The following is a 25,847-nucleotide window of genomic DNA, read 5'->3' as shown; positions in this document are numbered from 1 at the left end:
TCCAATCATTTTAGTAACCTTCGTTTTGCTTTATTTCCTTATTCATCTCCACTTCATCGAAAGGCAACGGGAACAGCAGGCGATATTCGCTCACTTTATACGAGTCGTCTACCAGATAGGTGTATTGCTCCTTCAAAGCCTTGCCATAGGCAGTCATTACTTCTACGGCCTTTCCGCTGCGCACCAGGTCGTGCCATCGCTTGTTCTCGAAAGCCAGCTCCACGCGGCGTTCTTTCAGGATGATTTCACGCAGTTGTGCCTGATTGGTGACGGTCACCCCTTTCAGGCCCGCCCTCTGCCTTACTTCGTTGAGATAGGGCAATGCCTCCTGCCCGCGCCCCTGCTCGTTGATGGCCTCGGCAAGGAGAAGCAAAGCCTCGGCATAACGGTAAACGGGCCAGTTGTCATCGGTATTGTTGGGGTCGGTATGGGGGTTCAGGTATTTCTTGATATAGGGTACGCCGGCTATGCCTTCTTTGGGAACATATTCTTCGATGTCGGTATTGGCAATATAGGTGAACATATAACTGCTGTTGTAGGTGCCCTCTGCTATACCTATGGAGGCACTCTTGCGCAGGTCACCGGGTTCATAGGCATTTATCAGGTCGTCCGTAGGGACGTTCCATCCTCCAAGCGAGCTGTTATTGGTGGCTACATCCGTCACCACCTTGGTATTGGTGGAACGCGGAAGGAACTTATAGATAAAGTTGCTTTGCTGTCCGCCCTGCAAACCTTGCATATACTGTATCGAGAACAAGAATTCCTTGCTGTTCTTATTGGCCGTGGAAAACACATCGGAGTAATTGCCCAGCAAGCCATACCCCATGGCAGGCAGCGTTTTCAGCAAAGCCTCGGCTTCCTTGTAGTTCTTGCGGGTCACGTACACATCGGCAAGCAAGATGGTGGCCGCCCCTTTGGTGGCCGCGCCGGTTTGAGGGAACTTCTCCGGTGCCTTAAGGTTGTCTATTGCAGCCTGTGCATCGGCGATGATCTGGGCATACACCTCGTCTTCCGACGAACGCGGCAGGAAAGCACCTTCGGCCGTAGCCACCTCGTGAAGATAAAGGGGCACACCGCCAAAATAACGAACCAGCTTATAATAGAAGAAAGCACGCAGGAACTTGGATTGCCCTATCAAGTCTTTCTTTACTTCGTCATCAATAGACGATTTCTCAATATAATCAATAGCAATGTTGGCACGCGAAATACCCTTGTAGCAATGATAATACACGGCATTGACATACGTATTTTCCGGGCCGTCCGTAAAGTCGTAGATATTCTCACGGAATACGTACGCCGAACCGCGATTGGCAGGCGTATAGTCATAGTGTGCGTTGTCCGAACGGCCTTCGCCCGTAAAAAAGTCGTTATCGGCAAAATCCCTTAACGGCACATAAGCGGCTACGACGGCCTGCCTCAACTGTTCCTCGGTGCGGTAGAACGAACCGCCCGATTCCTTATCTCCCGGCACAAGATCCAAAAAACCATTGCAACTGCTCAGCAAGAGTGCACCGGCAATGAATAATAATTTATATGATTTCATATTCTCTCTTAGTTTGACGATTAATTAAGATAGTGTGTTAAAACGTTACATTCAATCCGAATGAAAAAGTACGCGGAATGGGATATGAATTCTCATCCACCCCGATGCCGGTGCCGTTCAGTCCGTTCAGGCTGACTTCGGGATTGGCGCCGCTGTACTTGCTGATGAAGAACACATTCTGCACGGAAGTGTAAACACGCAGGTTCGAGCAATATTTATTCTTCGGCAGGGGGATGGTATAGCCCAGGGCAATGTTCTTGACAGCCAGATGGGAGTTGCTTTCAACCCAGCTGGTATTCACCTTGCGGTGTTCGGCGGTTGTTCCGGTCATGGTGCGGGGATACTTGCCCGAACCCGGCTGCTCGGGAGAGCGCCAACGGTCTTTGGCGGCGGCAAGCAGGTTGAATGCACCATCCAGGTTGCCCAGATACTGGTGCGTCAGGCTGCTTATGACCTTACCCCCGTACGAGCCGGACATGGATATGCTGAGGTCAAACCGGTTGTACTTGAAGTTGTTGGTGAAGCCATACAGAAAATCGGGATTCGGATCGCCGATGAAAGTACGGTCTTTTACATTGATTACTCCGTCCTTGTTCACATCTTCAAACTTGATGGTTCCCACCTGTGAGGTGCTGCTTTTAGGAGAGTTGGCAAGATCGGCCTCATCCTTGTAAAGCCCCAGCTTGATATATCCGTAGAACTGGCTCAAAGGATAACCTTCCTGATTTCTGTAATAATCGGAATATTCGCTGGAATTGCGGGTGATGTAGCCCGGAGCCACCAGGGAGATGATCTTGTTACGGTCGAACGAAATATTGAAATTGGACTGCCAGGACAACTGCCCGAACTTGTTGTTATAACCGATGCTTATCTCATGTCCCCAGAAGTGCACCTTGCCCACATTGGACGTGATGGAAGCAAAGCCGGAAGCCTGAGGGATGGGACGGTTCTGAATCATATTGTCGGTGGCCTTCTTGTAGTAATCGTAGGACAGGGAAAGGCGGTTGTCGAACAGAGACACATCGAAACCAATGTCAAACTGCTTGGTGCGCTCCCACGCCAGCTCCGTATTGGCAATGTTACTGCTCGACGCACCACTGACAAGAACTCCGTTGAGCACATAGTTATACTCTCCGATGTTGGCTATGTGTGTATAGTTTCCGATATTATCGTTACCCGTTATTCCATAGCTGGCTCTGAGCTTCAGCATGTTCAGGCAGGAAACGGAGTTAAGGAAACGCTCTTCACTGAGAACCCAACCACCCGATATGGACGGAAAGTAACCATACCTCTGATTGGCACCGAACCGTGAAGAACCGTCACGGCGCAAGGCGGCAGAAAGCAGATACTTACCCTTATAGCTGTAGTTTACACGGCCCAGCAGTGACAGTAAGGCATACTCCGTTATGTTGCTGGTGCCGGACGTTATGCTGGTGGCATTGCTCAGGTAGGGAATGTCGTCACTGCTGAAGTTACTGCCTGCAACGCTGTTGCTTTCCTTCTGGTATTTCTGTGCAGAGAATCCCAGCAGGAGCTCCAGTTTATGAGCTTCCTTAAAGGTATTGGCATACGTAAGGTTTGTCTCCGAAATCCAGGTGTAGTTGTTGTAGTAGCTGCTCGTGCCGCTTGCTATGTCTTCTACCGTAATGCTGCCCGGCTTGAAGTATTTGCGTCTTTCCCAAGTCATGTCGGTGGCAAGGCTGGTTTTAAGGGTAAGCCCCTTCAGAGGGGTCATGCTGATATAGCCATTGGCCAGCAAACGCGAAGTGGCATAATCGTCCACCGTTTCCATAATGATTTTATAGGGATTGATGTTGTTCAGCATCGGAGAGGTATTGACATACAAAGGCATATTGCCATCCTCATCGACCGGAGCCACCAGCGGACTTGCCTGCAATGCCTTATTGAACAGATTGTTGACCCCGTCGAATGACATCAATGAATTGTGGTCTATCCTGTATGTGGGGGCTATGCTCAAACCTACTTCTATCATGTCTTTCAGCTTGAACATCTGGTTGACGCGTGCGGTAAACATCTTCACACCCGTATTGACCACCACACCGTCTTGCATGGAGTAGCCCACTACTGCCGAAGTAGAATAATTCTCCCCACCCTTGAACAAGGAGAGGTTATACTTCTGTATGGCAGCCTCGCGCGTCATCGCATCGAACCAGTCGGTGCCTTTTCCATATCTCTCCGGATCTTTGTAAAGCGGGTCCAACTCTCCGGTATATCCTTCATATTTCACACGGTCCTCGTAGTACTCATTCTGGAATTCGGCAAACTCCCGCGCCGTCATCATGTCGGGACGTCCGCGCTGGGGAACTTTTTGTATTCCGTAGTTGGCCGACAGCTCCAGGCGGGTATCGCCGGTCTGCGCCTTGCGTGTCGTTATAAGAATCACGCCGTTGGCAGCACGCGAACCGTAGAGTGCACTGGCCGAAGCATCTTTCAAGATACTGAAAGACTCTATCTCTGTGGGATTTACACTGTTGGCATCGCCCGCCAGGGGTATTCCGTCCACAACAATAAGCGGAGAATAGCCCGAAGACAGCGAAGCCGCACCGCGAATACGCAAAGCAATGCCGGAACCTACCCGTCCGCTATACTGGTTCACCTGGACACCGGCTATTTTTCCCTGTAACTCCTGGGCAAACTGAATCACCGGCATATCTGCCAGGTTCTTGGTGCTGAGTTGAGACACAGCCCCCGTCACCTCACGCTTCAGCTGACTGCCGTAGCTCACTATCACGACTTCATCCAGCATTTTGGAGTCTTCGAGCAGAGTTATTTCCAAGGATTTACGGCCTTTCAGGGCTACCTCCTGAGAGGTATATCCTATGAAAGAAACAAGCAACGTCCCCCGAGGCGAAACAGACAGGGAGAAACTGCCATCCACATTGGTGATTGTACCGTTCTGCGAACCCTTCTCCTTCACATTGGCTCCGATTACAGGCTCTCCATTCCGGTCTTTTATGATGCCGGTCACCGCTATCTTCTGCAGGTCTTCGGGCTGCTTTTTTATGATAATCTGCTTGCCTTTGATTTCGTAGCGCATGCCCTTCAATACTTCTTCCAGGATCCGGGTCACCGACTGATTGGAATAGACAGCGGAAAGCTGCCGGTTAACGTCTATTTCAGAGGAATCGTACAGGAATTTATAGTCCGACTTGCTCTCGATGACCCGGAACAACTCTTTCAGCGTTGTGCGGGGCAATGATAAAGAGATGGGCTGATTGTCCACATTCTGCGCCGCCACGCTGATGCTGCAAAGAGCTACCAGCAGGCAGACGGCTATTTTCTTTTTTATACGATGATAGTTATTGATTATATAATGACTCATATTATAATATAGATTTAGTTTATATTTGTTTGATGGATAATTGTAAGAATGTAAGTTACTTGTAGCTGATGATGACCTCCTTTCCTTTAATTACATACTCAACAGGGGTGATCTGATTGATCAGTCCCAGCATTTCTTCAACAGATTCTGTTTGAATAGTCACATTATATAAGTGTTTCTTTACCGGTTCGTTTTGAATGATAAAATCCATGCTATACCAACATCCCATCCTGTTCCATAAGGTGGGAATATCCACATCGGCCAGCTTCAGTTCGGTGCTTCTCCACAGTCCTACCCCATCCATATTCTTGCGGGCAACCTGGAAGCAGCTTCTCTTCTGGTCGTAATAAGCCACCTCGTTGGGACGCATCCTCACTTCCTTGCTCTGGTTGTTCATCGTAAGCCCGATGCTCCCTTCTATCAGCGAGACGGAAAACAGTGAATCGTTGGAGTGTGCCGATACATTGAAAGACGTACCATATACCTGGATAGAGGCATAGGGAGTACGGACTTTGAAGCGATGCTTTTTGTCTTTTGCCACTTCAAAGTAGGCCTCTCCTTCCAGAGTAACGTCACGTGCATCTTTCTTGGAATATTTAAGCCTGCTGTCCGAATTGAGCCATACCTTGCTGCCGTCAAGCAGGGTGACCATTGCCTTGTTCCCTTTCTCCACACACAGAACAACTTGTTCATCCTCCATCCGATAGGACTTGTCGGCAAGCGCCCAATAAGCGGCTCCACCGCTTACAAGTATCAGCAATACCGCCGCAACCGACCTCCACAACACAGTCCTCCAGGACGGGGCGGTCTTGATGCCCGCCTGTTTCTTCACCCGTCTGAGTATTTTCCGGGCAAGTTTGTCGGGACAGTCTGTTTCGGCCTTACATGCCTCTTCCAGGCAACTGCCCAGGTAGCTGTTATAGGCTTCTTCTCCTGACTCGGAGTCGAGCCATTGTAACAGTTCCTGCAATTCTTCCTGCGAAAAGTGCCGCTTGGAATATTGCTCCAACAATTCTATGTATTCTCTGTCAGTTCTCATCTTTCGTTCTTTGTTAACTGGGAGTTTGGTGTGAGTTCACTATAAAAGTCGCAAACTGTCTCTAAAACTACGACTCCAAAACGGCATCCAACTCCCTATTTCATGGAATTGTAATAACTGAAATGATTATGAAACAGAATTGAGAAATGACTGAAATGACAGATAATATCTGATTACAATTCATTGTCTATCAACAGAAAATAAAGATATATCTCTATTTTTGCCGGCAAACAGAATCTTGCAAGTATGGAAAGACATAGGGAAACGGCATTAGAATCCTTTTATATCCAGGAAGAAGCAGCAATAGACCGTATATTCAAAAAATACTTCAACCGGATTTACTACTTTGCATTGCATGTATGCAATGCGCCGGCTGCTGCCGAGGATTTGACACAAGAGGTCTTCATCAAATTCTGGGAAAGCAGCAAGACCACCCGCATCTTATCCTTAGAAAGTTTTCTTTACACCATTGCCAAGCGTACAGCCATCGACTACATGCGGAAAAACATCAACCGGGAGCTTATCTTATCCTTGTCCGAAGAAGAAAGGAGCCTGTATTGGATGCAACTGGATGATGGAGAGGATGAATTGGAACAGAAGATAGAGATAGAAGAGAAACTATCTCAAATAGAACGCGCAGCAGAGAAAATGCCCAAAGGGAGACTGGAAATCTTCAAACTGCGCTGGGAAGAAGGATTATCGATAAAGGAGATTGCCAAACGACTCGACATCTCACTCTCTACCGTCAACATCCAGCTACGAAAAGCAATGGACTTCTTGAAAGAGAATACACACATCCCTACTGTGGAATTATTGCTGCTGTTCGCTTTTTGGGGGATATAGAGATTCCGGGGCTCGTTAGATACATAGTAATAATAACTCTACACCGCCTAATCACAAGATAAAGAATTAAGTAAAGAGCTCTACTACAAATACCGCTCTATTTCGGCCAGCCCCGACACAACGACATCAACCAACTCGCAATCCCACTCCTGCCGTTCCCATTGACCGCCTTTCAGCCAAATGGTGCGACAACCCAGGCTGCGGGCAGGTTCCATATCTTTAGGGAAAGAATCGCCGACCACTACTACCTCCGAAGCAGGCAAGTCGAGTGCACAAACCCCTAAAGCAAAAATAGCAGGATTGGGTTTACGAACTCCCACTACGGCAGATTCTATAATCTTGTCGAACAGCGGCAACAAAGAAGCATCCTGCAATACGGTATACAAATTCCCATAGAAATTAGAAACAAGCACCAGCTTATACTTCTGCTTCAGACGGCAAAGTATACTGACACTCTTCTCAAGTATCCTCTTTGTATAATCGTCGGCATATTCCGCCATAGCTTCCACAAATCTGTCCCGCCGGGCGGACGGCATCGAAAGCAAACCGTTTTCGATTAAATAGTCCAATTGAATGCCCAATTTAGTGCGGAGCACATCTATAAAATGAAAATGAGGTTGTATCAAAGCACGCGTAGCCAATGTACGTTCGCCATGGGCATAAGCATCGCGAAATGCATTCTTCGTCACGAACACGTTGAAATGCTGATAAACCTCCCATAGTACCTCTCCCCAATGATTTCCATCCGTATCGAGCGTACCGCCAAAATCAAAGATAATACCCTTTACTTCCAATTTATTTTCCATATATTACGACTGCTTCTTATTATTACCTATCTTTATTAAAAGTATCCCGACTGCTATCCAGAACAATTCTCTTATTCGGGTAATCAGCCCGGTATAAACGCCCAATGCCCCCGAAAGGTGAAGCCCGTCCACAGCAAGCGCCAATCCCCCCTCACGTGCACCCAACTGCATCGGTGAAAAGAATATCAGATTGCTGAACAGTGAAGAGAATGCCAGAATCAACACACAATCGGCAAAGCTTACTTCAGCCGAAAAGGCATGCAGAATAAAATAGATCTCAAGGCTGGACAGCACCCGGGCAGAGAACTCCAGCCCCAATGAACTGTAGAAAGTCTTCTTGTGCTGCCTGTGAAGTAAGGCTATCTGTTCGTCTATCTGCTCCAAAGTCCCTCTTTTAGCATTCAGGAAACCGGACGCCCACTTCCTGAGGAAAGGAATCTTCGTGAGCAGAACCAGTGTCTTCAGCGCCATCCCCGTGCGGTAGCCTCTTGAAAAGAAGTAGATGGCAAGCAGGCAGCAACCTCCCACCACCGCCAGCATCAAGCCCATAGAGAGGCTCACCGGATACATAAAGATATAAAGAAAAACAGAAAGGAACCAAAGCCAGATATGGGAGAAAATATGCATCATGACATACAGAATGACCGAAGAAGATGCCTTGCTGACTCCCACATAAGGGGTAAGTTCCATAATCCGATAGGGCTCACCGCCCATCAGCCCGCAGGGTGTGGTATAATTCAGCGCAAAGCCACTGACCGACAGCTTGTACACCCTCCAAAAGGAAATCGAGGACTTCTTTTCGTCATTGATAATCAGATACCAGGAACAGGTGTTCAAAAGATAGACAAAAAACCAAAGCACCAGTACGGCAGGAAACCATATCCCCGCGCGCAGCAGACTTCGCCAAATGTCGGAATAATCCATGTCCATCGTTAAAAGCATTATCACGATGGCAAGGACTCCGAAGAGCATGAACCAGTTACGATACTTATTTTTCATAATTGCTTATATTTCTATCCAAAGACATGCAAAGCCTTTCGTGGCGGAAGCGCATGTAGAAAAACAGAATGTTCATTACCGTCACCTCGAATACAAAGTAGACCCAAGGCTGCCCTATCAGCAGCGAAACAAACAAAGTTATGGCACGTACATTAAAGGTCAGTATATTGGCATACTTCATCAACGGGCGGCTTCCCCGACGGAAATCGTCCCGAAGACTTTGCGGGATCACTCCCGGGAACCGCTTGCGCGCTTCCCTGATGAACCGCTGAAAGGCAGGCGTCAGCTGCTCCTGCGAACGGGTATAACGGATATAAAAGAATTGGAAGAGCTTCTGCAGGCAAGCAGTCCGCCAGTCAAGTGCCTGATATACCTTCTGCTGCTGCAAGGAATTGTCCAGTTCGCTGTTCTCTTCCCCCTTCAGAAAAAAGAGATGGATGTTTCGGTAATAATCCGCCAATTGGCACTGCTTGGCATGGCACACACAGCCCGAAAAGGCACCCAACACCCATATCCAAACACCCCACTCCGGCTGCAACCGCAAGCAGATGGCGGCATAGATGGTAAAGAACCAAAGATCACCGGCAAATCCGTCGAGTATGCGCCCCAGCGGGGTCTTCTGGCCGGTGAGGCGTGCCAGTTGCCCGTCGGCGCTGTCGTACATATTGGCCCATATCAATAGGAGCATACCTATTATGTTAAGATAGATGTCCTTGTAATAGAACAATACGCCGGCGGCCATTCCCAGGATAATGGAGAAAACCGTCACCGTATTCGGATGTATCCCCAACCTCCTGAACAGTAATGCCCAGCGGTAACCTATCGGACGATAGAACAGAATGTCTATCCACTCTTCCGTATCTGCGGACTTCAGCGTCGATGCAAATTCACTTCCCACTTTCTTGTTTCTTTATATGGTTCATAATTCTGTTCACGATGCACTCGGCTATTTTCTCGGCGGCCTTCTCGCGGCAAGGAGAAAAACTGGGCCAGTCGTTGAAGTCGAATATCTTCATCTCACCGTTTTCCATGACTACACAATCGCCGCCATACACAGGGACGTTCAAGGCTTGCGCCGCCTTGTCCGCATATTGTTTCAGCAGCTCCACCGAGAACGATAACCCTTTGGCTTCTCCATTAATGGCTTCGAGCCCGAACTTGGTGTGCGATGTAACCGATGGGTAAAACCAGTGGAAGAAATCAGTGCCCTGCACTCCGTAGAACTTTATCAAGTCGCCACGCAGATGCTCATTGATCACCGTAACCTCTATACCCCTCTGCCAGAAGTCGGACAATACTTCTTCCGCCTCCTCACGGCTCTCCACATAGCTGACGTCTTCCTTCACCAGCGCACAGCAATCTCCACGTTTCAGCCAGCAGGGATAAACTACATCTTCGGGAAAAGCATCATCTCGCCTCACTACCCAACTGCGGGGATGCGGAATGCCATTGCCTACCAATATTTCGGTCATCGGAAGACGCACGCAGTTGGCTATGCCAAACCCGGAGTTAACAACCAGCGCACCGGCCTTCTCAAGCTGTTGCAGGCGGAGGATGGTAGCACCATCGCGCGCCATGTCAAACAGATAGTCGCCTTCAATACCTTTTTCTACAAAATCGGTCTCAGTATATATCGTTACGGTGCACCCTTTCGACCTTAGTCTTTCGGCCACTTCCCTCATTATGGCGGCATCATTGCATACCAGATTCGGCGAATATTTATTTCCACGGCTTATTCCTATAATCTCAACCGGACGATATTCGGATTCTCCCTTCAAGAAAACCTCTGCCTTGCGGATGTCATCTTTATGGTCCACGTCTACAATCTTCGCAAAAGGATAGGCTTTCAGCCGCAACCCTTCCGCCACCAACTGCCGCTGGAAATTACGCATACGCGACATTCCCTGACAGATGCAATTTTCCAACACATCCAGTGCTTTGGGACCCAAACAGTATATACCTCCGGAAACATACTTGTCCGTGCACTCCTTCGCATCATGGAATCCGATGATCGAATCTTGCTCGTCCGTAGCCACATAGAGCGGCTTCTCATCGTCTACAAACGGAGTAACAGCCATGTAGCCATCGGCACCAGAAGCTGCAAAAGTACGAATATATTCTTGAAAATCGTTTTCCCTGAAAATAGTATCAACTGTAGTCAGACAGAAAGGCTCCCCCTTCAGGTAGGGCGAAATGGCATAAAGACTATGCATGGAACTGGGGGTGGTCTGTACAACTACACGCAGAAGCACAGGTAAAGTTACCTTTTCCAAGTGTTCTCTTACGGCTTTACTCCATTCGTTGATGATGACAACAATTTCTGTAGCACCATTATTCACAAAAATCCGAAGCAACCGGTCTATCATCGGTTCTCCATTAATACTTACCAGCGGCTTGTTGCATTCAACACCTTCTTGTGCAAGACGGCTCCCCTCACCGGCGGCAATTATGGCAAATTTCATAGTACAATCAATGGCTTCCCAATCCCCAAAAGCCTACTGAATAAAAATGAAAGCGTGGAACTGCGTGCCACTATCTGTAACTGAAGGTCCTAGGAAAACCTGTGAACACGGATAGATGGACAGCAGACCCACGCTGAAATCAGCGTAGGAAACCACTATGCCATTCTCGTGTTCACTTGAAAATTTCCTAGGTTTTCAGTTACAAGAATGAAGCACAACGCTTCTTACAATATTATCTCCAATAAAATTTGAACAAAGACACTTCTCCGTTTCGGGTGCAAATGTATGAAATCTATCTCTTACAGACAAAATACCACTCTCTATTTTTTACCGAAAGCAGGATTAAGTTTCAAAAAAGCTTGTGAGATTATCGTTAGATACATAGTAATAATAACGTGCGTCACTTCGGGCGGAAATACCTATCTTTGCACAAAATCCTTATTCTAAGCATTATCATGAAAGAGAGCCACTCATTAGAAGCAAGATATACAATTGCCGTCCAAACAATTAAGACAGCTATTTTACAAAGTCAGTATCAAGCTATAAAGCTTGTAAACAAAGAACAATTGGCTCTATACTATGGCATAGGCCGCTATATCTCTAAGAATTCTCGCAATGGCTTTTGGGGTAAAGGAGCTATCGCTTACATAAGTGACAGACTACAGAAAGAGTTACCCGGACTGAGAGGCTTTTCAGAAACCAACCTTAAAATGATACGTATCTTTTATGAAAGTTGGAATATACTTGATTGTAATTCGTCAGATGCAACTGACGAATTACAACTATCAAAGAAAATTGCAAATACTAAATCGTCAGTTACAACTGACGATTTACCAATAGCAGAAACATTATATGAGGAAATTCGCCAATTACAACTACCAAATTTTAAAGATTTCCCTATAGAAGCATTCTTTACGATTGGCTTCTCCCATCATTATGCAATCTTGTCGCAAGTTAAAACACTGGAAGAACGATATTTCTATATTCAGTTGTGCGCTAATGAACATTTAAAAGTAGATGCTTTGAAGAAAATGATGAAAGCAGATACATTCCACAATCAGAGCCTGCTTCCAAATAACTTTATAGATAAGTTGTCTACAGCCGAATTTGCCAAACGGGCAATATTGGCATTCAAGGATGAATATGTACTTGACTTTATCAACGTGGAGGAACTGGGAGCAAGAGATATTGAAGATGTCGATGAACATATTGTTGAACAGAAAATCGTTCAGAATATCAAGAACTTCATTATGACTTTTGGCAGTGACTTTACGTTTGTTGGAAATCAATACCGAATAGAGGCACTTGGGCATACACATATTATCGATCTGTTGTTTTTCAACCGGGAATTATCATCGTTAGTAGCAATAGAATTGAAAACAGGACCATTCAAAACGGCCTATTTAGGGCAACTGAATATGTATCTTCGCGTACTCGATGATTTTGTACGCAAACCAACCGAAAACCCTTCAATTGGCATCGTGCTTTGCAAAAGTGCAGATAAAGCATATGTAGAATATGCAGTACGCGACTATGACAAACCAATGGGAGTAGCAACTTATAAAACTGCAACAGACATGCCTGAGCGATTAAGAAAGACATTACCCGATATCGAAGAACTGAAAAAATTGCTGTAGCAATGATAAACATAGATACACAAATCCTTATTCTAAATATCATCATGAGAAAACTGATCTTATGGTGCCTGCTGCTGCTGGCACCCGCCCTGGTCAAGAGCCAGGAGAAGAGTGAATTCACCGTGCTGCAATGGAACATCTGGCAAGAAGGGACGAAAGTGTCCGGAGGATATGATGCCATTGTAGATGAGATTATCCGCCTGAAGCCGGACTTTGTAACCTTCAGCGAAGTGAGGAACTACCACAACACCCGCTTCTGCGACCGCATCGTACAGTCGCTGAAGTCGAGCGGAGAAACCTACTACTCCTTCTACAGCTACGACTCCGGCCTGCTGAGCCGCCACCCCATCACCGACTCCCTGACCGTATTCCCCGAAAAGGACGACCACGGAAGCATCTACAAGATGACCAGCAAGATAAACGGTCACAAGATAGCCGTCTACACCGCGCACCTGGATTATCTGAACGACGCCTACTACAACGTGCGGGGCTACGACGGCTCCACCTGGGAAGAAATCCCCGTTCCACAAACCGTGCGCGAAGTGCTGGAAGTGAACGACGCCTCCCTGCGCGATGATGCCATCCGAGACTTCATCACCGCCGCCCGCCAGGACATCGACGAAGGAACCATCGTCATTCTGGGTGGAGACTTCAACGAACCCTCCCACCTGGACTGGATACGCGAAACCAAAGACCTCTACGACCACAACGGCCTCATCATCCCCTGGACCGTTCCCCTGCTGCTGGACAATAACGGATTTATCGACACCTACCGCACCCTATATCCGGACGTACTTGCCTACCCCGGCTTCACCTTCCCTGCCGATAATCCGCTAATCCCCACAGAGAAACTGACCTGGGCCCCGAAATCCGACGAACGCGACCGCATAGATTACGTGTTCTACTACCCGCATCCCGCCATCCGGCTGAAAGATGCCGTCATTTTCGGCCCGCAAGGAAGTATCGTCAAGAACCAACGGATAGCGGAGAAGTCCAAAGACAAGTTCTTGCTGCCGAAGGGCGTCTGGCCTACCGATCACAAAGGATTAATGGTGACGTTCGAGGTAGAATAAAACAAATAAACACTTTCGTTGTTAGGATATGAAAAAATACGTATCTTTGCAACAGAACTTGAAAGCGACGTAAGTTTTACGTCAATATACGCAGTTCTCTCCGGTAGAGCTAAAATGTAGCGATTTTATGACACACCGGATGAGTACAGCCTGTATCTGCATTGGTACGGGCTTACTTGTCCATGTGTCAGGGTGCCGCTACATACCTAGCTTTTTGGATAAGTAATGCCCCGTACCTCTCTTATAGAAACCATAATAGCCGTATAGGGATTAATTGTACAACTCAAAATCAATCTCTATATGGCTATTTGGCTTTCAATAAAATCCGCAGCTGAAAAAGTACAGTATCACAAAGGAACAGATATACAGTCAGATGAGACTTCGTTAAGCATATTCCTTTTTAGTATCAATTATTGGTACGGGCTTACTCAACCTGCGTTAAGGGTACGCCACATACCTGACTTTCAGGATGAAGTAATGTCCCGTACCTCTTTCATAAGAAGCACAATAGCCTCATAAGGATTAATCATGCAACTCAAATTCAATCTTTATATGGCAAACTGGCTTTCAATAAAATCCGCAGCCGAAAAATACGGCATCGCAGAGGAACAGATATACGAACTGATAAGACTTCGTTATATATCATATTCCTCTTTAGACTGTAATCTGGATGATAACAGTGGTCCCCTCGTCGATACTGACGAGATTGACAAACTCCTCCATTTTAACAGGATAGAGTCTTTCCCTGACGACAGAACAATCGAAAGAGTTCCCGTCAGTCATCTGAACTGGCTTTACAAGGAGTATGAAAAATCAGAAGAAATCAATGACCAGTTATTGGAGGATATTCGTTCCTTCAACCGCAAAGAAGCAATACTTAGGAAAGATTTAAAAAGCCTGGCATCCCTCGCGAATCAGATAACAAGCCTAAGTGCAAAGATGACCAAAGATATGGGATGCGTAACACGCAGAAAAGACAAAAAGATATGGTCTTTTCTGAATCACCTCTTCAAAAGAAAGAAGGTTTATTCCGCAAATAGGTAATAAAATGGAAATTTCACCAACTCTATGCCGTTCGTTTTTGTTATCTTTGCTCTGTGGAAACATTAAAAGCTAAATAGTTATGAAAGCATTACCCTATGGAATATCGGACTTCCCCCGCATCATACGGAAGAACTATTACTATGTGGACAAGACGCAGTTCATCGAATCACTTGAACGTCAAGCATCCTACATCTTTCTGATTCGCCCGCGACGTTTCGGAAAGTCCTTGTTTCTGGCTATGCTCGAGACATACTACAGCATCGACTATGCAGCGAACTTCGACGAACTCTTCGGAGACCTGTATATCGGCCAGCACCCCACCGAAGACCATAGCAGCTATATGGTACTACGATTCAACTTCTCTGAAGTCAAGGCACGCCTGGAAGAACTTGAAGCGAAGTTCGGAGAATACTGCTGCATGGTGATAAAGAACTTTATCCTGAAGTACGAGCATCTGATGGGTAGCAAAGTTTGGGAAGTGGTGAAGCGGGAGGAAACGGATCCCGGACAGATGCTGTCCTCTTTGAAGGAATACGTCAGCCGCACGAACTGCCCTCGTATCTACCTGATGATTGATGAGTACGATAACTTCACCAACACCATCCTTTCCTCCTATGGCCAGGACAACTATAGGAAGCAAATGCATGGCGACGGCTTTATCCGCGGCTTTTTCAATACCATAAAGGCTTCCACCTCGAATGCCGATGCTGCCATCGAGCGACTTTTTATTACCGGCGTCAGCCCCATAACGATGGATGACGTGACGAGCGGTTTCAATATCGGTACGAATATCAGCATGTCTCCACAGTTCAATGCCGTCATTGGTTTCACCGAGGATGAAGTAAGAAAGATGGTGACGTACTATATGGATGAAGGCGTGTTGCCGGCAGACGTCACGATGGAGGGGCTGTTGGAGCTGATGAAACCATGGTACGATAATTACTGCTTCTCTTCCCGAAAGTTGGAGGAGCGGATGTTCAATTCCGATATGACGCTCTACTTCCTGAACAGTTACTTACAGCAGGGGTTGCCTCCTGAAATGATGATCGACAATAATATCCGTACCGACTACAACAAGCTCCGCCATCTGGTGCAGATAGACAAGACGTTCGGTGCGAATGCCTCCGTCATCCAGCAGATTGTGGCGGATGGCAGCATTACGGCACAGATTACCACTTCCTTTCCGGCTGAAAAGATGATTGATACGGAGAACTTCAAGAGCCTGCTGTTCTACTTCGGAATGCTGTCCATACAGGGCGTTTATCGTGGAACTCCTGTACTTGGAATCCCCAACCTGACTGTCCGCGAACAACTTTACACCTATCTGGTGGAAGCCTACAGCAAAGCATCTATTTTCAATATAGACATCAGCCACCTGTCCTCTTTAGTCATGGCAATGGCTTATGACGGCGAATGGGAGCCCGTCTTCCGCTTCTTCGCCGGCGAACTGGATCGGCAGAGCGCCATCCGCGAGTTTATCGATGGGGAAGCGCACATCAAAGGATTCCTGCTGGCGTATCTTGGACTGACACAAGGCTATGTCCTCTTTCCCGAACACGAATCGTCCAAAGGCTACGCCGACTTCTACATGATGCCAGACCTGCTGCATCAGCCGGACATTGCCTACAGCTATATCGTAGAAGTGAAGTATGCCCGGCGTGACGCCTCGGAAGCTGATATCATCCGGTTGAAGCAGGAAGCTGCAGAACAACTGAAACGCTATGCGGCAGACGAGAAAGTAGCCCACACCAAAGGGCGTACGGAATTGGGACTCATCACACTGATATTCAAGGGATGGGAATTGGTAGTTGCAGAGCAACTATGATACATCATCGGATGTGACCACCTGAGATATCTCTCACCACCTCCGGTGCAATCTCCGCCAGCGGACACATCACGAAATCGCGCTCGTGCATCAGCGGATGGGGAAGTTTCAGTTCGGGGGTATCGAGCAAAACAGGTGTACCGTCAGGGGCAAAACAAAGAAGCAGGTCGATGTCTATCACGCGGTCGCTGTACACACCACCTACAGACTTATGGGCACGCCCCATTTCGCGCTCTATCTCTTGCGTGGCGCGAAGCACGGCAAAGACTGTTTCTTCGGCAGTGAAGGATGCGTCGGACTGCAAGCGCCCATCCGTCTCCACACAAAGGGCAGCATTGAGGAACGTGTTCTCCGAAGTAAAGCCCCACGGGGCAGTAGCATAAAAAGCGGAAAGGGAAACGACTTTCCCTATCCGCTCTTCTATCTTCTGAACAGCGGTACGGAGGTTCTGCTCCTTATCGCCGAGATTGGTTCCAAGACTGAAATAAATGGTCATATAAATAGGAATTTACCAGCGTAGCGCTGGAGCAAGGTTTCCATTCGGATTACTTGCGCAGCAAGCCTGAAGGGCTTTCATCTATCAGCCCAGGGCAACGCCCTGGGTTTAAGAACGTCCCCTCACCTTACACCCTGAAAGGGCATAAGATAAAACACACGGGCTTTTGCCCTTTCAGGGCGCAAAGATAGAGGCGCATTCTTACCCAGGGCGTTGCCCTGGGCTAATAGATAAAAGCTTTTCAGGCTTGCTGCGCTGATGCTTGGCTGCGCTAAATTATCATTTACCTGTCCGTTATCAGCATCGCATCCCCATACGTACCGAAGCGGTAACCTTCCTTCAACGCTACGTTGTAGGCTTCCATCACCTGCTCGTAACCGCCAAAGGCAGCTACAATCATCAGCAGCGTGGAGAGCGGCATGTGGAAGTTGGAGATCATGGCATTGGCAACGGTGAAGTCGTAGGGCGGGAAGATGAACTTGTTCGTCCAGCCTTCGTACTCCTTCAGGTGGCCGTCTGTGCTGACGGTGCTCTCAATAGCACGCATCACGGTAGTACCTACGGCGCAAACCTGCTTGTTCAGGTCTTTGGCACGATTCACCACCTTCACGGCTTCGGCGTTTACAATCATCTGCTCGGAGTCGGTCTTGTGCTTCGTAAGGTCTTCTACGTCGATGTCGCGGAAGTTACCCAAACCGGCATGCAGGGTGATGTAGGCAAAGTCGATACCCTTGATTTCCATGCGCTTCATCAGCTCGCGGCTGAAGTGCAGGCTGGCAGTGGGAGCCGTCACGGCACCTTCGTTGCGGGCAAAGATAGACTGGAAACGCTCGGCATCGTCCGGCTCTACGGGGCGGTTGATGATGCTGTGCGGCAGCGGAGTCTCACCCAGGTCATAGAGGGCTTTCTTGAACTCGTCGTGCGGTCCGTCGTAAAGGAAGCGGAGGGTACGGCCGCGTGAAGTGGTGTTGTCTATCACTTCGGCTACCATAGAGTCGTCGTCACCGAAATAGAGCTTGTTGCCGATGCGGATTTTACGGGCAGGGTCTACCAGTACGTCCCACAAGCGGAGCTCTTCGTTCAACTCACGCAACAAGAATACTTCAATGCGGGCACCGGTCTTCTCCTTGTTTCCGTACAGACGGGCGGGAAACACCTTGGTGTCGTTGAAGATAAACACATCTTTGTCATCGAAATACTCCAGGACGTCCTTGAACATCTTGTGCTCGATTTCACCTGTCTTTCTGTGAAGCACCATCAGGCGCGACTCATCTCTGTACTTTGTAGGGTGCAAAGCTATCTTCTCTTCGGGAAGCTTGAATTTAAATTGCGACAGTTTCATATCTATTCTTTCTTTAAATGTTATTTATCTTCTTCTGTTTCTATCTCTTGCGCGTCCACCCACTCTTTAAAGTCGAGCGGGTTCAGGCAGTCTTCTATGCGGACGTTGCCCACGCGGGTACGTTCCAAGGCTGTGAGGTGGGCGCCGCTATTCAGTGCTTCGCCGATGTCACGTGCCAGGGCGCGGATGTAGGTGCCTTTGCTACACACCACGCGGACTTTGATTTCGGGCAGGTTGCATTCCAGCAACTCTATCTCGTCGATGACCAGCAACTTGGGCTTCAACTCCACTTCTTCTCCCTTGCGGGCGAGGTCGTAGGCGCGTTTGCCGTTCACCATGCAGGCCGAGAAGGCGGGCGGCACTTGCTGTATCTCGCCTACAAACGTCTTCAAAGTCTCTTCCACCAACTCACGGGTGATGTGCCCGGTGGGATAGGTGGCATCTATTTCATGTTCCAGGTCGTAAGAGGGGGTGGTAGCGCCCAATTGGATGGTGGCGACGTACTCCTTCGTATGATACTGAAACTCCTCTATCCGCTTCGTGGCCTTGCCTGTGCAGACTATCATCACACCCGTAGCAAGCGGGTCGAGCGTACCGGCATGGCCGACTTTCAACTTCTTTACTCCTATCCGCCGGCAGATGTGGTAACGCGCATGTCCCACGACTTTGAACGAGGTCCAACCCAGCGGTTTATTGAAGTAGATTACTTCTCCTTCTTTAAAATTCATCCTATACTTTAATGTTCTTTTTTAATTCAGCAGGCTGATAACCAGCGTTGCACCACCTGCTATCGCACAATAGACGGCGAAGTAAATCAGCTTGCCCTTCTTCACGATGTTTATCATCCACTTGCAAGCCAGGCAGCCCGAAACGAAAGCGGCCAGGAAGCCTACTACCAGTGAGATCGTCGGGATGTCGCCTGCGATGGCTTCACCTTTCATCATCTTCATTCCGTCCAGCAAGGCTTCGCCCAGGATGGGAGGAATCACCATGAGGAAAGAGAACTGTGCCAGTTTGGCTTTATTGTCGCCCAGCAACAATCCGGTGGCAATGGTGCTGCCCGAACGGGAAAGCCCCGGAAGCACCGCGCATGCCTGCGCCAGTCCGATGATGAAGGCATCTTTCATCGAGATATTCTCCTTCTGCTTCGGCTTATAATAATAGGAGAAAGCCAGCAGAAAGGCAGTCAGCAGCAGGCAGCAGCCTACAATGACCAGTCCCGAACCGAAAATCGCTTCCACCTTATCTTTAAAGAATACGCCTACAATGCCGATAGGTATCATGGACACCAGGATGTTGATGACGTAACGCGTCTCGGCATTCATCTGCCACTTGAACAGTCCCTTGAAAATCCAGTCGATCTCTTTCCACAGTATCACCAGCGTGCTGAACACCGTAGCCACGTGTACCACTATCGTGAAAGCCAGATTCTCTTCTCCTTCTATTCCGAACAAAGCCGAACCGATAGCAAGATGTCCGCTACTACTCACCGGCAAATACTCCGTCAATCCCTGAATAAGCCCAAGGATAAGCGCTTCAAACCACTCCATCTGAGTTATGAGTTATGAGTTATTAAGTTTGTAAGTTTACTGCTCCTCCGCTCCGCTGCTCTTGGGCTTGCGAAGCACGGCATATATCATGAACACAAAGCCCAGCAGGCAAACCACCGGAGCTACCTTGATACGTCTCACACTGAAGATATCCGGTTCGAAAGTCGTCGGGGTAGACGCCGGGCCGGTCATCAGAAGAAAACCGATGATTACCACTGCCATGCCGATGGCAAGCAGGATAAAATTGGTCTTATCAAAAGCGAATTTCTGTTTATTCATCTGTATATTACTATTATAACGATTTTACTGTATGACTCTATATGTAGTACAACGTACTCGCCTTCATCCTCAAATACTTATTGATAGAAAGCAACGCGCACAACCACGTAATAAGCACGCCGAACACCAGCACGGACACAGATACCAGCATCATCACATCCGGCGTAATCACCCTGATCAGTTCCGGTTCGTAGGACACCAGCCAGTAGGCGGCCGCCCACAGAATGCCGTCGGCTATGACACCTGCCAGCACGCCAATCCACAGGTTGCGCCGCAGGAACGGACGCCGGATAAAACTCCAACTCGCCCCCACCAGCTTCATGGTATGGATAAGGAAACGTTTGGAGTAGATGGCAAGGCGGATGGTGTTGTTTATCAACGCAAAGGAGATAAACGTCAGTATCACCGCCAGGCCCAGCAACAGCAGGCTGATGTTGCGGATATTATCGTTCACGGCGTCTATCAGATCCTTCTGATAAAGCACCTCCTGGATATTGGTATTCTTCTTGATCAGTTTCTCTATCTTGGCTATGCTGTCTGAGTTGGCATAGTCCGAATGCAGTTTTATTTCGATGGATGCCGTGAAAGGGTTATAGCCGAGGAACTCCTGCGGGTCTGTGCCCATCGCCTCAGTCTGCTCGCGCAGTGCCTGCTTTTTGGAGATGTATTCGGTCTGCTTCACGAAGACCTCTTTATCGAGCTTCTTCTGCAGCTTCAGGATGTCGCTCTCCTTCATATCATCGCTGATAAGCACGGAGAAGTTGATATTCTCCTTCACGTACACGGAAAGGTTGTGCGCCGCCAGCACGAAGAACACCACCAGCCCCAGCAGCAGCAACACCAACGTCGTACTGATGCTGGACGTGATGAACTGCATATCAAAATAAGATACCGAGTTGTTTTTACCTTTCGCTTTCATCCGCTTTATTAATCGTTTACCACTTTATCACCTTATCACCCTATCACCTTATCACTTTACCACCCTATTTCTGCTTCTTCCTGAACACGTATATCATCGAACTGCTCCGCTCCTTCTTCACCAGCGCACTGAGCCAGGCCAGCGTACCGGTAATCATTCCCCGCAGGAAAGTGCACGAATGCCGCATGTGCTTCTCCGTCAGCATCGACACATAGAAGGCATCGAACGGCATGGGATGGCGCTCTGCCATGATAAATCCATGCTTGGAACCAAACTGCTGGATGGTGCCCGGAGTGAAGTGCCACAGATGGCGGGGTACATCGTAAGCAGCCCAGTAGGCGCCGTACTTCTTGGCGTCGAACGACGAACAGTTGGGTACGGCTATAATCAGTACCCCCTTTTCAGTCAGCAGGGAGTACAAGGTTTCCCAGATTTCGTTCAGCGGCTGCAGATGCTCCATGACGTGCCACAGGGTGATGACGTCGAAGCTGCCGGGTACAAAATCCTTCAAAGCCGTGTCAGGCTTTACGTCGAGATTGAAGTGCTCCTTGGCAAAGGCGCGGGCTTGTTCGTTCTTCTCCACCGCCTCTACCTGCCAGCCGCGGCGCAGCATGGTGTCGGCAAAGTAGCCGGTGCCCGTACCGATGTCCAGCAGGCGGCCTTCCTTGCGGTGTGCCTCGCGGGCTACCAGGCGCGCCTTGCGCCCCAGCATATAGCTGCGCACCCAGTGGTACACGGAGTTCATCGCTCCTTTCCGGGTATCGGAATGTGATATATAATCGGGAGTTTCGTAATAGCGTCCTATCTCAGCCTCTACAGGAAAGTCTTGCGTGAAAAGGAATCCGCAATCCTGACAACGGCACAAGTGGAACATCTCGCCCGAAGCATAATGGTCGACACAGGTAAGGGCACGCTCCAAATGCGTCCCACCACATAACGGACAAGCTTTTATAGTGAATTTATTCATCGAACGTTCAGCCAATAAGGAAGTGCAGCCCGAACCGACAGGCCACACTATACCTAAATTTGGTGCAAAATAACAAATAAAAAGTGATTTACAAGGCTTTCGTTAAGGAGATTTAAGAGAAATACCCCATTTGACAGACACCAGTCTTCAGCGCGACAAACACCAGTCTTTGTCAGGACAGAGGCCAGTGTTCAAGACAACAGACACAAGTGTCTGTCAAGACAAGCACCAGTGTCTGTCGTACTGTCCGTTCTTAAGCGGACAAGTGTCCGATAATGGACAGTCTGGGAAACATCATTTCATCTGATTATCAACGCATTAATACTTTGGCATGAGAATTGACTATTATTAGGCGAAGGCGTTCGAAAAGAAAACAAGCAGCAATGCAACTTTTCAACTGAGAACGACGTCTTATATATAAAACAAAGTCAGTAACAATTAAAAAATAAAGATTATGAAAACTACAAATTTATTCAAAGCAGTCGCATTCGTAGCAATGGTTATCGTAAGTGTTATGAATTCAGAAGTGAAAGCACAAGACAGCAACTTCATCACTAATGAAGAAGTGAAAAACGAATTAGTAGTTGCCAAAACCATCTTCAAGCAAGACGGCTCACAACTTTACCGTCACATGCGTTATGAATTTACCTATGACGACCAAAAACGCCTCATCAGCAAGGAAGCTTCCAAGTGGGATGGTACCAAAGATACATGGGTACCCTACTTCAAGATGACTTACCAATACGGCAATGATGAAATCACCATGTCTTATGCACGCTGGAACCAGTCTCACAAAGCATTCGACAAGGACGTAAAACAAAGCGTTTATGAGTTGAACGACGAAAATATGCCGGTAGCTTACAGAATCTACAATCAAGACGTACAGAAGTCCGATTTGACAATGGTAAGCTTCAACAAGAAGAACTACGTAGACAATTTGCTTGCCATGGCAGAATAATGTTTAAAATTAACAATACTAATTAGGAAAGCACGGACCGTGAGGTTCGTGCTTTCTGTTTTAATTGATGACTTCTTATTTAACTGATAACTTCTTCCCCTTTCAGCGTTGCCGAACTGGATTCGGTAATCCTCACCATCACAAAGTCGCCCACCCGGTGCGTGCCACGGTCGAAGACCACCACTCGGTTCTGCTCCGTACGGCCGAACAACTGGTCGCGCGAACGCTTGGAGACACCTTCTACCAGCACTTCGTACGTCCGGCCTACACAGCGGGCATTCGCCTCGGCCGAAAGACGGTTCTGAAGAGCGATAATTTCATTCAAGCGGCGTATCTTCACCTCTTCGGGTACATCGTCCGGCAAATGCTTGGAGGCATACGTGCCCGGACGCTCGGAATACTTGAACATGAAAGCAGCGTCGTAACCGCATTCCTCCATCAGAGAAAGCGAAAGCTGATGATCTTCTTCCGTCTCACTGTGGAAACCGGAGAAAATATCGGTAGACAAGCCACAATCGGGAATGATGCGTCGGATGGCATCTACGCGTCCCAGATACCATTCGCGGGTGTACTTGCGGTTCATCAGTTTCAGGATGCGCGAACTCCCGCTTTGCACCGGCAGGTGGATGTGCTTGCAGACGTTGGGCACGTCGGCAATGACCTGGAGGGTTTCGTCACTCATGTCCTTGGGGTGTGAAGTGGTGAAGCGTATGCGGACACCCGGAGCAGCCTGGGCCACGGTACAGAGCAACATCGGAAAGGTAATCACTTCCCCGTCCGGTTTCTCGAAGCGGTAGGAGTTGACGTTCTGCCCCAGGAGGGTGACCTCCTTATAACCCTTCGCCACCAGGTCCGCCACCTCGTTGAGGATACTTTCCACATCGCGGCTGCGCTCCCGACCGCGGGTGTAGGGAACGATGCAATAGGTGCAGAAGTTATTGCAACCACGCATGATGGATACAAAGCCTGAGATGTGATTCCCGCAGATGCGCGAAGGAATGACGTCGCGGTAGGTTTCTGTAGTAGACAGTTCTACGTTCATGGCTTTTTCGCCGGCCTCTACGGCGGCAATAAGTTCGGGCAAAGTAAGATAGGCATCCGGGCCGACAACGAGGTCTACGTGATGGTTGGTGATCAGGTCGTCCTTCACGCGCTCGGCCATGCAGCCCAGCACACCGACAATCAGACCGCGTTTCTTCTTCTTCAGCGAGTGGAAGAATTCCAGACGGTTCAGGATTTTCTGTTCGGCATTGTCGCGGATGGAGCAGGTATTCATAAATACCGCATCGGCCTCTTCCAGCGTCTCGGCCACCGAATAGCCCGCCATCTGCATGACGGATGCAATTACTTCACTGTCTGCCACATTCATCTGGCAGCCATAGGTTTCGATGAACAACTTCTTGTTGTCCTCGGCAGTTGCAGATTTAAAGTCTGCTCCCGTTTGTTTTTCCATTGTTTCTTTATCTTATTAGTTAGTTTGATAAATGGGAATTTAGGGGCGTAGCGCCCCGGCAAGATTTCCTTTCGGCATGTTTGCGCAGCCTAAGGCTGAAAGCCTTTCAGCTATCAGCCCAGGGCAACGCCCTGGGTTTAAGAACGCCCCCCTCACCTTACGCCCTGAAAGNCTTTCGGCATGTTTGCGCAGCCTAAGGCTGAAAGCCTTTCAGCTATCAGCCCAGGGCAACGCCCTGGGTTTAAGAACGCCCCCCTCACCTTACGCCCTGAAAGGGCATAAGATTGTATAACGGGCTTTTGCCCTTTCAGGGCGCAAAGACAGAGGCGCATTATTACCCAGGGCGTTGCCCTGGGCTAATAGATAAAAGCCTTTCAGGCTTTGCTGCACTAAGTAGATGAAAGCCCTTCATGCTTTGCTGCGCAAGTAATCCGAATGGAAACCTTGCTGGGGCGCTCCGCCCCTAAATTATCATTTATCCCCGCAAAGATACTTCTTCCCTCGTAATTAACTACAGAAAAAAGGCAAAAAGAGTGCTTCAGGCTGTCGATTTGCAGGAGTTTCCCTAATTAATGTTAACACATCAAACATTTCCCGAGTGTTAATTTGGCGCAATCGAAATAAATTCACACTTTTGTGGAATGAAAGAAACATTAGATTTTTTCATAGTTAAGGTTTAGGTTAAAAAAATTAAGGGGAGCTGTGAAGCTGCCCTTTTTTATTACCTATTTATTTGGCTATAATCAGATTAAATAGCTACCTTTGGCGGTGAAAATAAAAACGATATGGAAGATACCTTCAAGTTTCTACTCGTCGCAGCAGTTATTGTAATCGGACTTATCAAGCAGTTTAAGAAAAGTGCCAAAGAAAGTACTGATAGCAAACCTGCTATGCCCCACCCTACCGCAGAAAACCCACTACCCGAATATTGGGGAGGAGATACTTACGGAGGATATATCCCCGAAGGTCCCAAGCCTGAAGCCGCCGCCGCACCGCTCGGAAAAGAAAAAACAGTGGCACAGCACAAAGCCACTCAGGCCAAAAAAGACCGCTCCATCCATACTGCCACATCTTCTTACCAAAATACTACCTCTTCAAAATCCAAAGATTCCCCTCCGCCATCCGGACTGCAGGAATCCGAAGAGCCGTCTGAATTCAGCATTCGCTCGGCAGAAGAAGCACGACGTGCTATCATCTGGTCGGAAATACTTCAACGGAAATATTAAGGCCAAGAAACAGAACCCAAGAACCGGGCATCGGGAAACCGAA

22 protein-coding genes are annotated in these 25,847 nt (G+C 48.2%); 7 read left to right on the top strand and 15 right to left on the bottom strand.

The window, feature by feature from the left end; genetic code table 11:
* Positions 1–10 precede the first annotated feature (10 nt).
* From AAE250_RS21545 to AAE250_RS21535, 3 genes are read right to left on the bottom strand one after another with little or no spacing between them, the layout of a single operon-like run.
* Complete coding sequence (locus AAE250_RS21545; RefSeq protein WP_294602585.1) at positions 11–1,543, bottom strand: RagB/SusD family nutrient uptake outer membrane protein; 1,533 nt, start codon at positions 1,541–1,543, stop codon at positions 11–13.
* A 37-nt stretch (positions 1,544–1,580) separates the two neighbouring features.
* The gene (locus AAE250_RS21540) at positions 1,581–4,886 is read right to left on the bottom strand and encodes a SusC/RagA family TonB-linked outer membrane protein (RefSeq protein ID WP_294602588.1); all 3,306 of its coding nucleotides are present in this window, start codon (positions 4,884–4,886) and stop codon (positions 1,581–1,583) included.
* A 55-nt stretch (positions 4,887–4,941) separates the two neighbouring features.
* Positions 4,942–5,925, bottom strand: coding sequence for a FecR family protein (locus AAE250_RS21535; RefSeq protein WP_294602591.1), 984 nt, complete (start codon positions 5,923–5,925; stop codon positions 4,942–4,944).
* Positions 5,926–6,171: 246 nt separating this feature from the next.
* Between AAE250_RS21535 and AAE250_RS21530 the strand changes: the two genes are divergently transcribed.
* A complete protein-coding gene (locus AAE250_RS21530; RefSeq protein ID WP_294602593.1) occupies positions 6,172–6,768 on the top strand; it encodes an RNA polymerase sigma factor in 597 nt (198 codons plus the stop codon).
* Positions 6,769–6,851: 83 nt separating this feature from the next.
* Here AAE250_RS21530 and AAE250_RS21525 read toward each other — a convergent pair whose 3' ends face one another.
* From AAE250_RS21525 to AAE250_RS21510, 4 genes are read right to left on the bottom strand one after another with little or no spacing between them, the layout of a single operon-like run.
* Entirely contained in the window at positions 6,852–7,574 is a 723-nt protein-coding gene (locus tag AAE250_RS21525; RefSeq protein ID WP_294602596.1) for an HAD family hydrolase, read from the bottom strand.
* Positions 7,575–7,577: 3 nt separating this feature from the next.
* Positions 7,578–8,573 carry a lysylphosphatidylglycerol synthase transmembrane domain-containing protein gene (locus AAE250_RS21520; protein ID WP_294602598.1) on the bottom strand — a complete coding sequence of 332 codons (996 nt, stop codon included), beginning with the start codon at positions 8,571–8,573 and terminating at the stop codon, positions 7,578–7,580.
* Positions 8,563–9,471 (bottom strand): CDP-alcohol phosphatidyltransferase family protein, encoded by a 909-nt coding sequence (locus AAE250_RS21515; RefSeq protein ID WP_294602601.1) that lies wholly within the window; start codon positions 9,469–9,471, stop codon positions 8,563–8,565. The genes AAE250_RS21520 and AAE250_RS21515 overlap by 11 nt, the downstream gene beginning before the upstream one ends.
* Positions 9,461–11,035 carry a nucleotidyltransferase family protein gene (locus AAE250_RS21510; RefSeq protein WP_294602603.1) on the bottom strand — a complete coding sequence of 525 codons (1,575 nt, stop codon included), beginning with the start codon at positions 11,033–11,035 and terminating at the stop codon, positions 9,461–9,463. The genes AAE250_RS21515 and AAE250_RS21510 overlap by 11 nt, the downstream gene beginning before the upstream one ends.
* A gap of 455 nt (positions 11,036–11,490) precedes the next feature.
* Between AAE250_RS21510 and AAE250_RS21505 the strand changes: the two genes are divergently transcribed.
* The 4 genes from AAE250_RS21505 (at position 11,491) to AAE250_RS21490 (ending at position 16,614) form a co-directional block, all read left to right on the top strand.
* Complete coding sequence (locus tag AAE250_RS21505; protein WP_294602606.1) at positions 11,491–12,672, top strand: PDDEXK nuclease domain-containing protein; 1,182 nt, start codon at positions 11,491–11,493, stop codon at positions 12,670–12,672.
* A 44-nt stretch (positions 12,673–12,716) separates the two neighbouring features.
* Positions 12,717–13,745: an endonuclease/exonuclease/phosphatase family protein gene (locus tag AAE250_RS21500; RefSeq protein ID WP_294602609.1), complete on the top strand. Its 1,029-nt coding sequence runs from the start codon at positions 12,717–12,719 to the stop codon at positions 13,743–13,745.
* Positions 13,746–14,297: 552 nt separating this feature from the next.
* Positions 14,298–14,789: a hypothetical protein gene (locus AAE250_RS21495; RefSeq protein WP_294602612.1), complete on the top strand. Its 492-nt coding sequence runs from the start codon at positions 14,298–14,300 to the stop codon at positions 14,787–14,789.
* Positions 14,790–14,868: 79 nt separating this feature from the next.
* Positions 14,869–16,614, top strand: a complete 1,746-nt coding sequence (locus tag AAE250_RS21490) for an ATP-binding protein (protein WP_294602614.1) — start codon at positions 14,869–14,871, stop codon at positions 16,612–16,614.
* A 4-nt stretch (positions 16,615–16,618) separates the two neighbouring features.
* Here the strand turns inward: AAE250_RS21490 and folK are convergent, their stop codons facing one another.
* The 7 genes from folK to AAE250_RS21455 form a co-directional block, all read right to left on the bottom strand.
* Positions 16,619–17,110, bottom strand: a complete 492-nt coding sequence (gene folK, locus AAE250_RS21485) for a 2-amino-4-hydroxy-6-hydroxymethyldihydropteridine diphosphokinase (protein WP_294602617.1) — start codon at positions 17,108–17,110, stop codon at positions 16,619–16,621.
* A gap of 283 nt (positions 17,111–17,393) precedes the next feature.
* Positions 17,394–18,452 carry a tRNA preQ1(34) S-adenosylmethionine ribosyltransferase-isomerase QueA gene (gene queA, locus AAE250_RS21480; protein WP_294603544.1) on the bottom strand — a complete coding sequence of 353 codons (1,059 nt, stop codon included), beginning with the start codon at positions 18,450–18,452 and terminating at the stop codon, positions 17,394–17,396.
* Positions 18,453–18,472: 20 nt separating this feature from the next.
* A complete protein-coding gene (truB, locus tag AAE250_RS21475; RefSeq protein ID WP_294603547.1) occupies positions 18,473–19,180 on the bottom strand; it encodes a tRNA pseudouridine(55) synthase TruB in 708 nt (235 codons plus the stop codon).
* Between the two features lie 21 nt (positions 19,181–19,201).
* Positions 19,202–20,002 (bottom strand): undecaprenyl-diphosphate phosphatase, encoded by an 801-nt coding sequence (locus tag AAE250_RS21470; protein WP_294603550.1) that lies wholly within the window; start codon positions 20,000–20,002, stop codon positions 19,202–19,204.
* A gap of 36 nt (positions 20,003–20,038) precedes the next feature.
* Positions 20,039–20,281 (bottom strand): DUF3098 domain-containing protein, encoded by a 243-nt coding sequence (locus AAE250_RS21465; RefSeq protein WP_294603553.1) that lies wholly within the window; start codon positions 20,279–20,281, stop codon positions 20,039–20,041.
* 37 nt (positions 20,282–20,318) lie between these two features.
* The gene (locus AAE250_RS21460; RefSeq protein WP_294603555.1) at positions 20,319–21,200 is read right to left on the bottom strand and encodes a cell division protein FtsX; all 882 of its coding nucleotides are present in this window, start codon (positions 21,198–21,200) and stop codon (positions 20,319–20,321) included.
* A 64-nt stretch (positions 21,201–21,264) separates the two neighbouring features.
* Positions 21,265–22,167: a class I SAM-dependent methyltransferase gene (locus AAE250_RS21455; RefSeq protein WP_294603557.1), complete on the bottom strand. Its 903-nt coding sequence runs from the start codon at positions 22,165–22,167 to the stop codon at positions 21,265–21,267.
* A 454-nt stretch (positions 22,168–22,621) separates the two neighbouring features.
* Here AAE250_RS21455 and AAE250_RS21450 point away from each other — a divergent pair, with 454 nt between their 5' ends.
* On the top strand, positions 22,622–23,125 hold the full coding sequence (locus AAE250_RS21450; RefSeq protein WP_294603560.1) for a DUF3836 domain-containing protein: 504 nt from the start codon (positions 22,622–22,624) through the stop codon (positions 23,123–23,125).
* A gap of 79 nt (positions 23,126–23,204) precedes the next feature.
* On the opposite strand, the gene miaB is transcribed toward AAE250_RS21450, so the two are convergent.
* Positions 23,205–24,578: a tRNA (N6-isopentenyl adenosine(37)-C2)-methylthiotransferase MiaB gene (gene miaB / locus AAE250_RS21445; RefSeq protein WP_294603563.1), complete on the bottom strand. Its 1,374-nt coding sequence runs from the start codon at positions 24,576–24,578 to the stop codon at positions 23,205–23,207.
* Positions 24,579–25,363: 785 nt separating this feature from the next.
* Between miaB and AAE250_RS21440 the strand changes: the two genes are divergently transcribed.
* Positions 25,364–25,804, top strand: a complete 441-nt coding sequence (locus tag AAE250_RS21440) for a hypothetical protein (RefSeq protein ID WP_294603245.1) — start codon at positions 25,364–25,366, stop codon at positions 25,802–25,804.
* Positions 25,805–25,847 lie beyond the last annotated feature (43 nt).

This window comes from Bacteroides sp. GD17 (assembly GCF_038448625.1).
Classification (GTDB): domain Bacteria; phylum Bacteroidota; class Bacteroidia; order Bacteroidales; family Bacteroidaceae; genus Bacteroides.
Note: the sequence above shows the minus strand (reverse complement) of the source record. Positions and strands in the feature narration are given on the sequence as shown.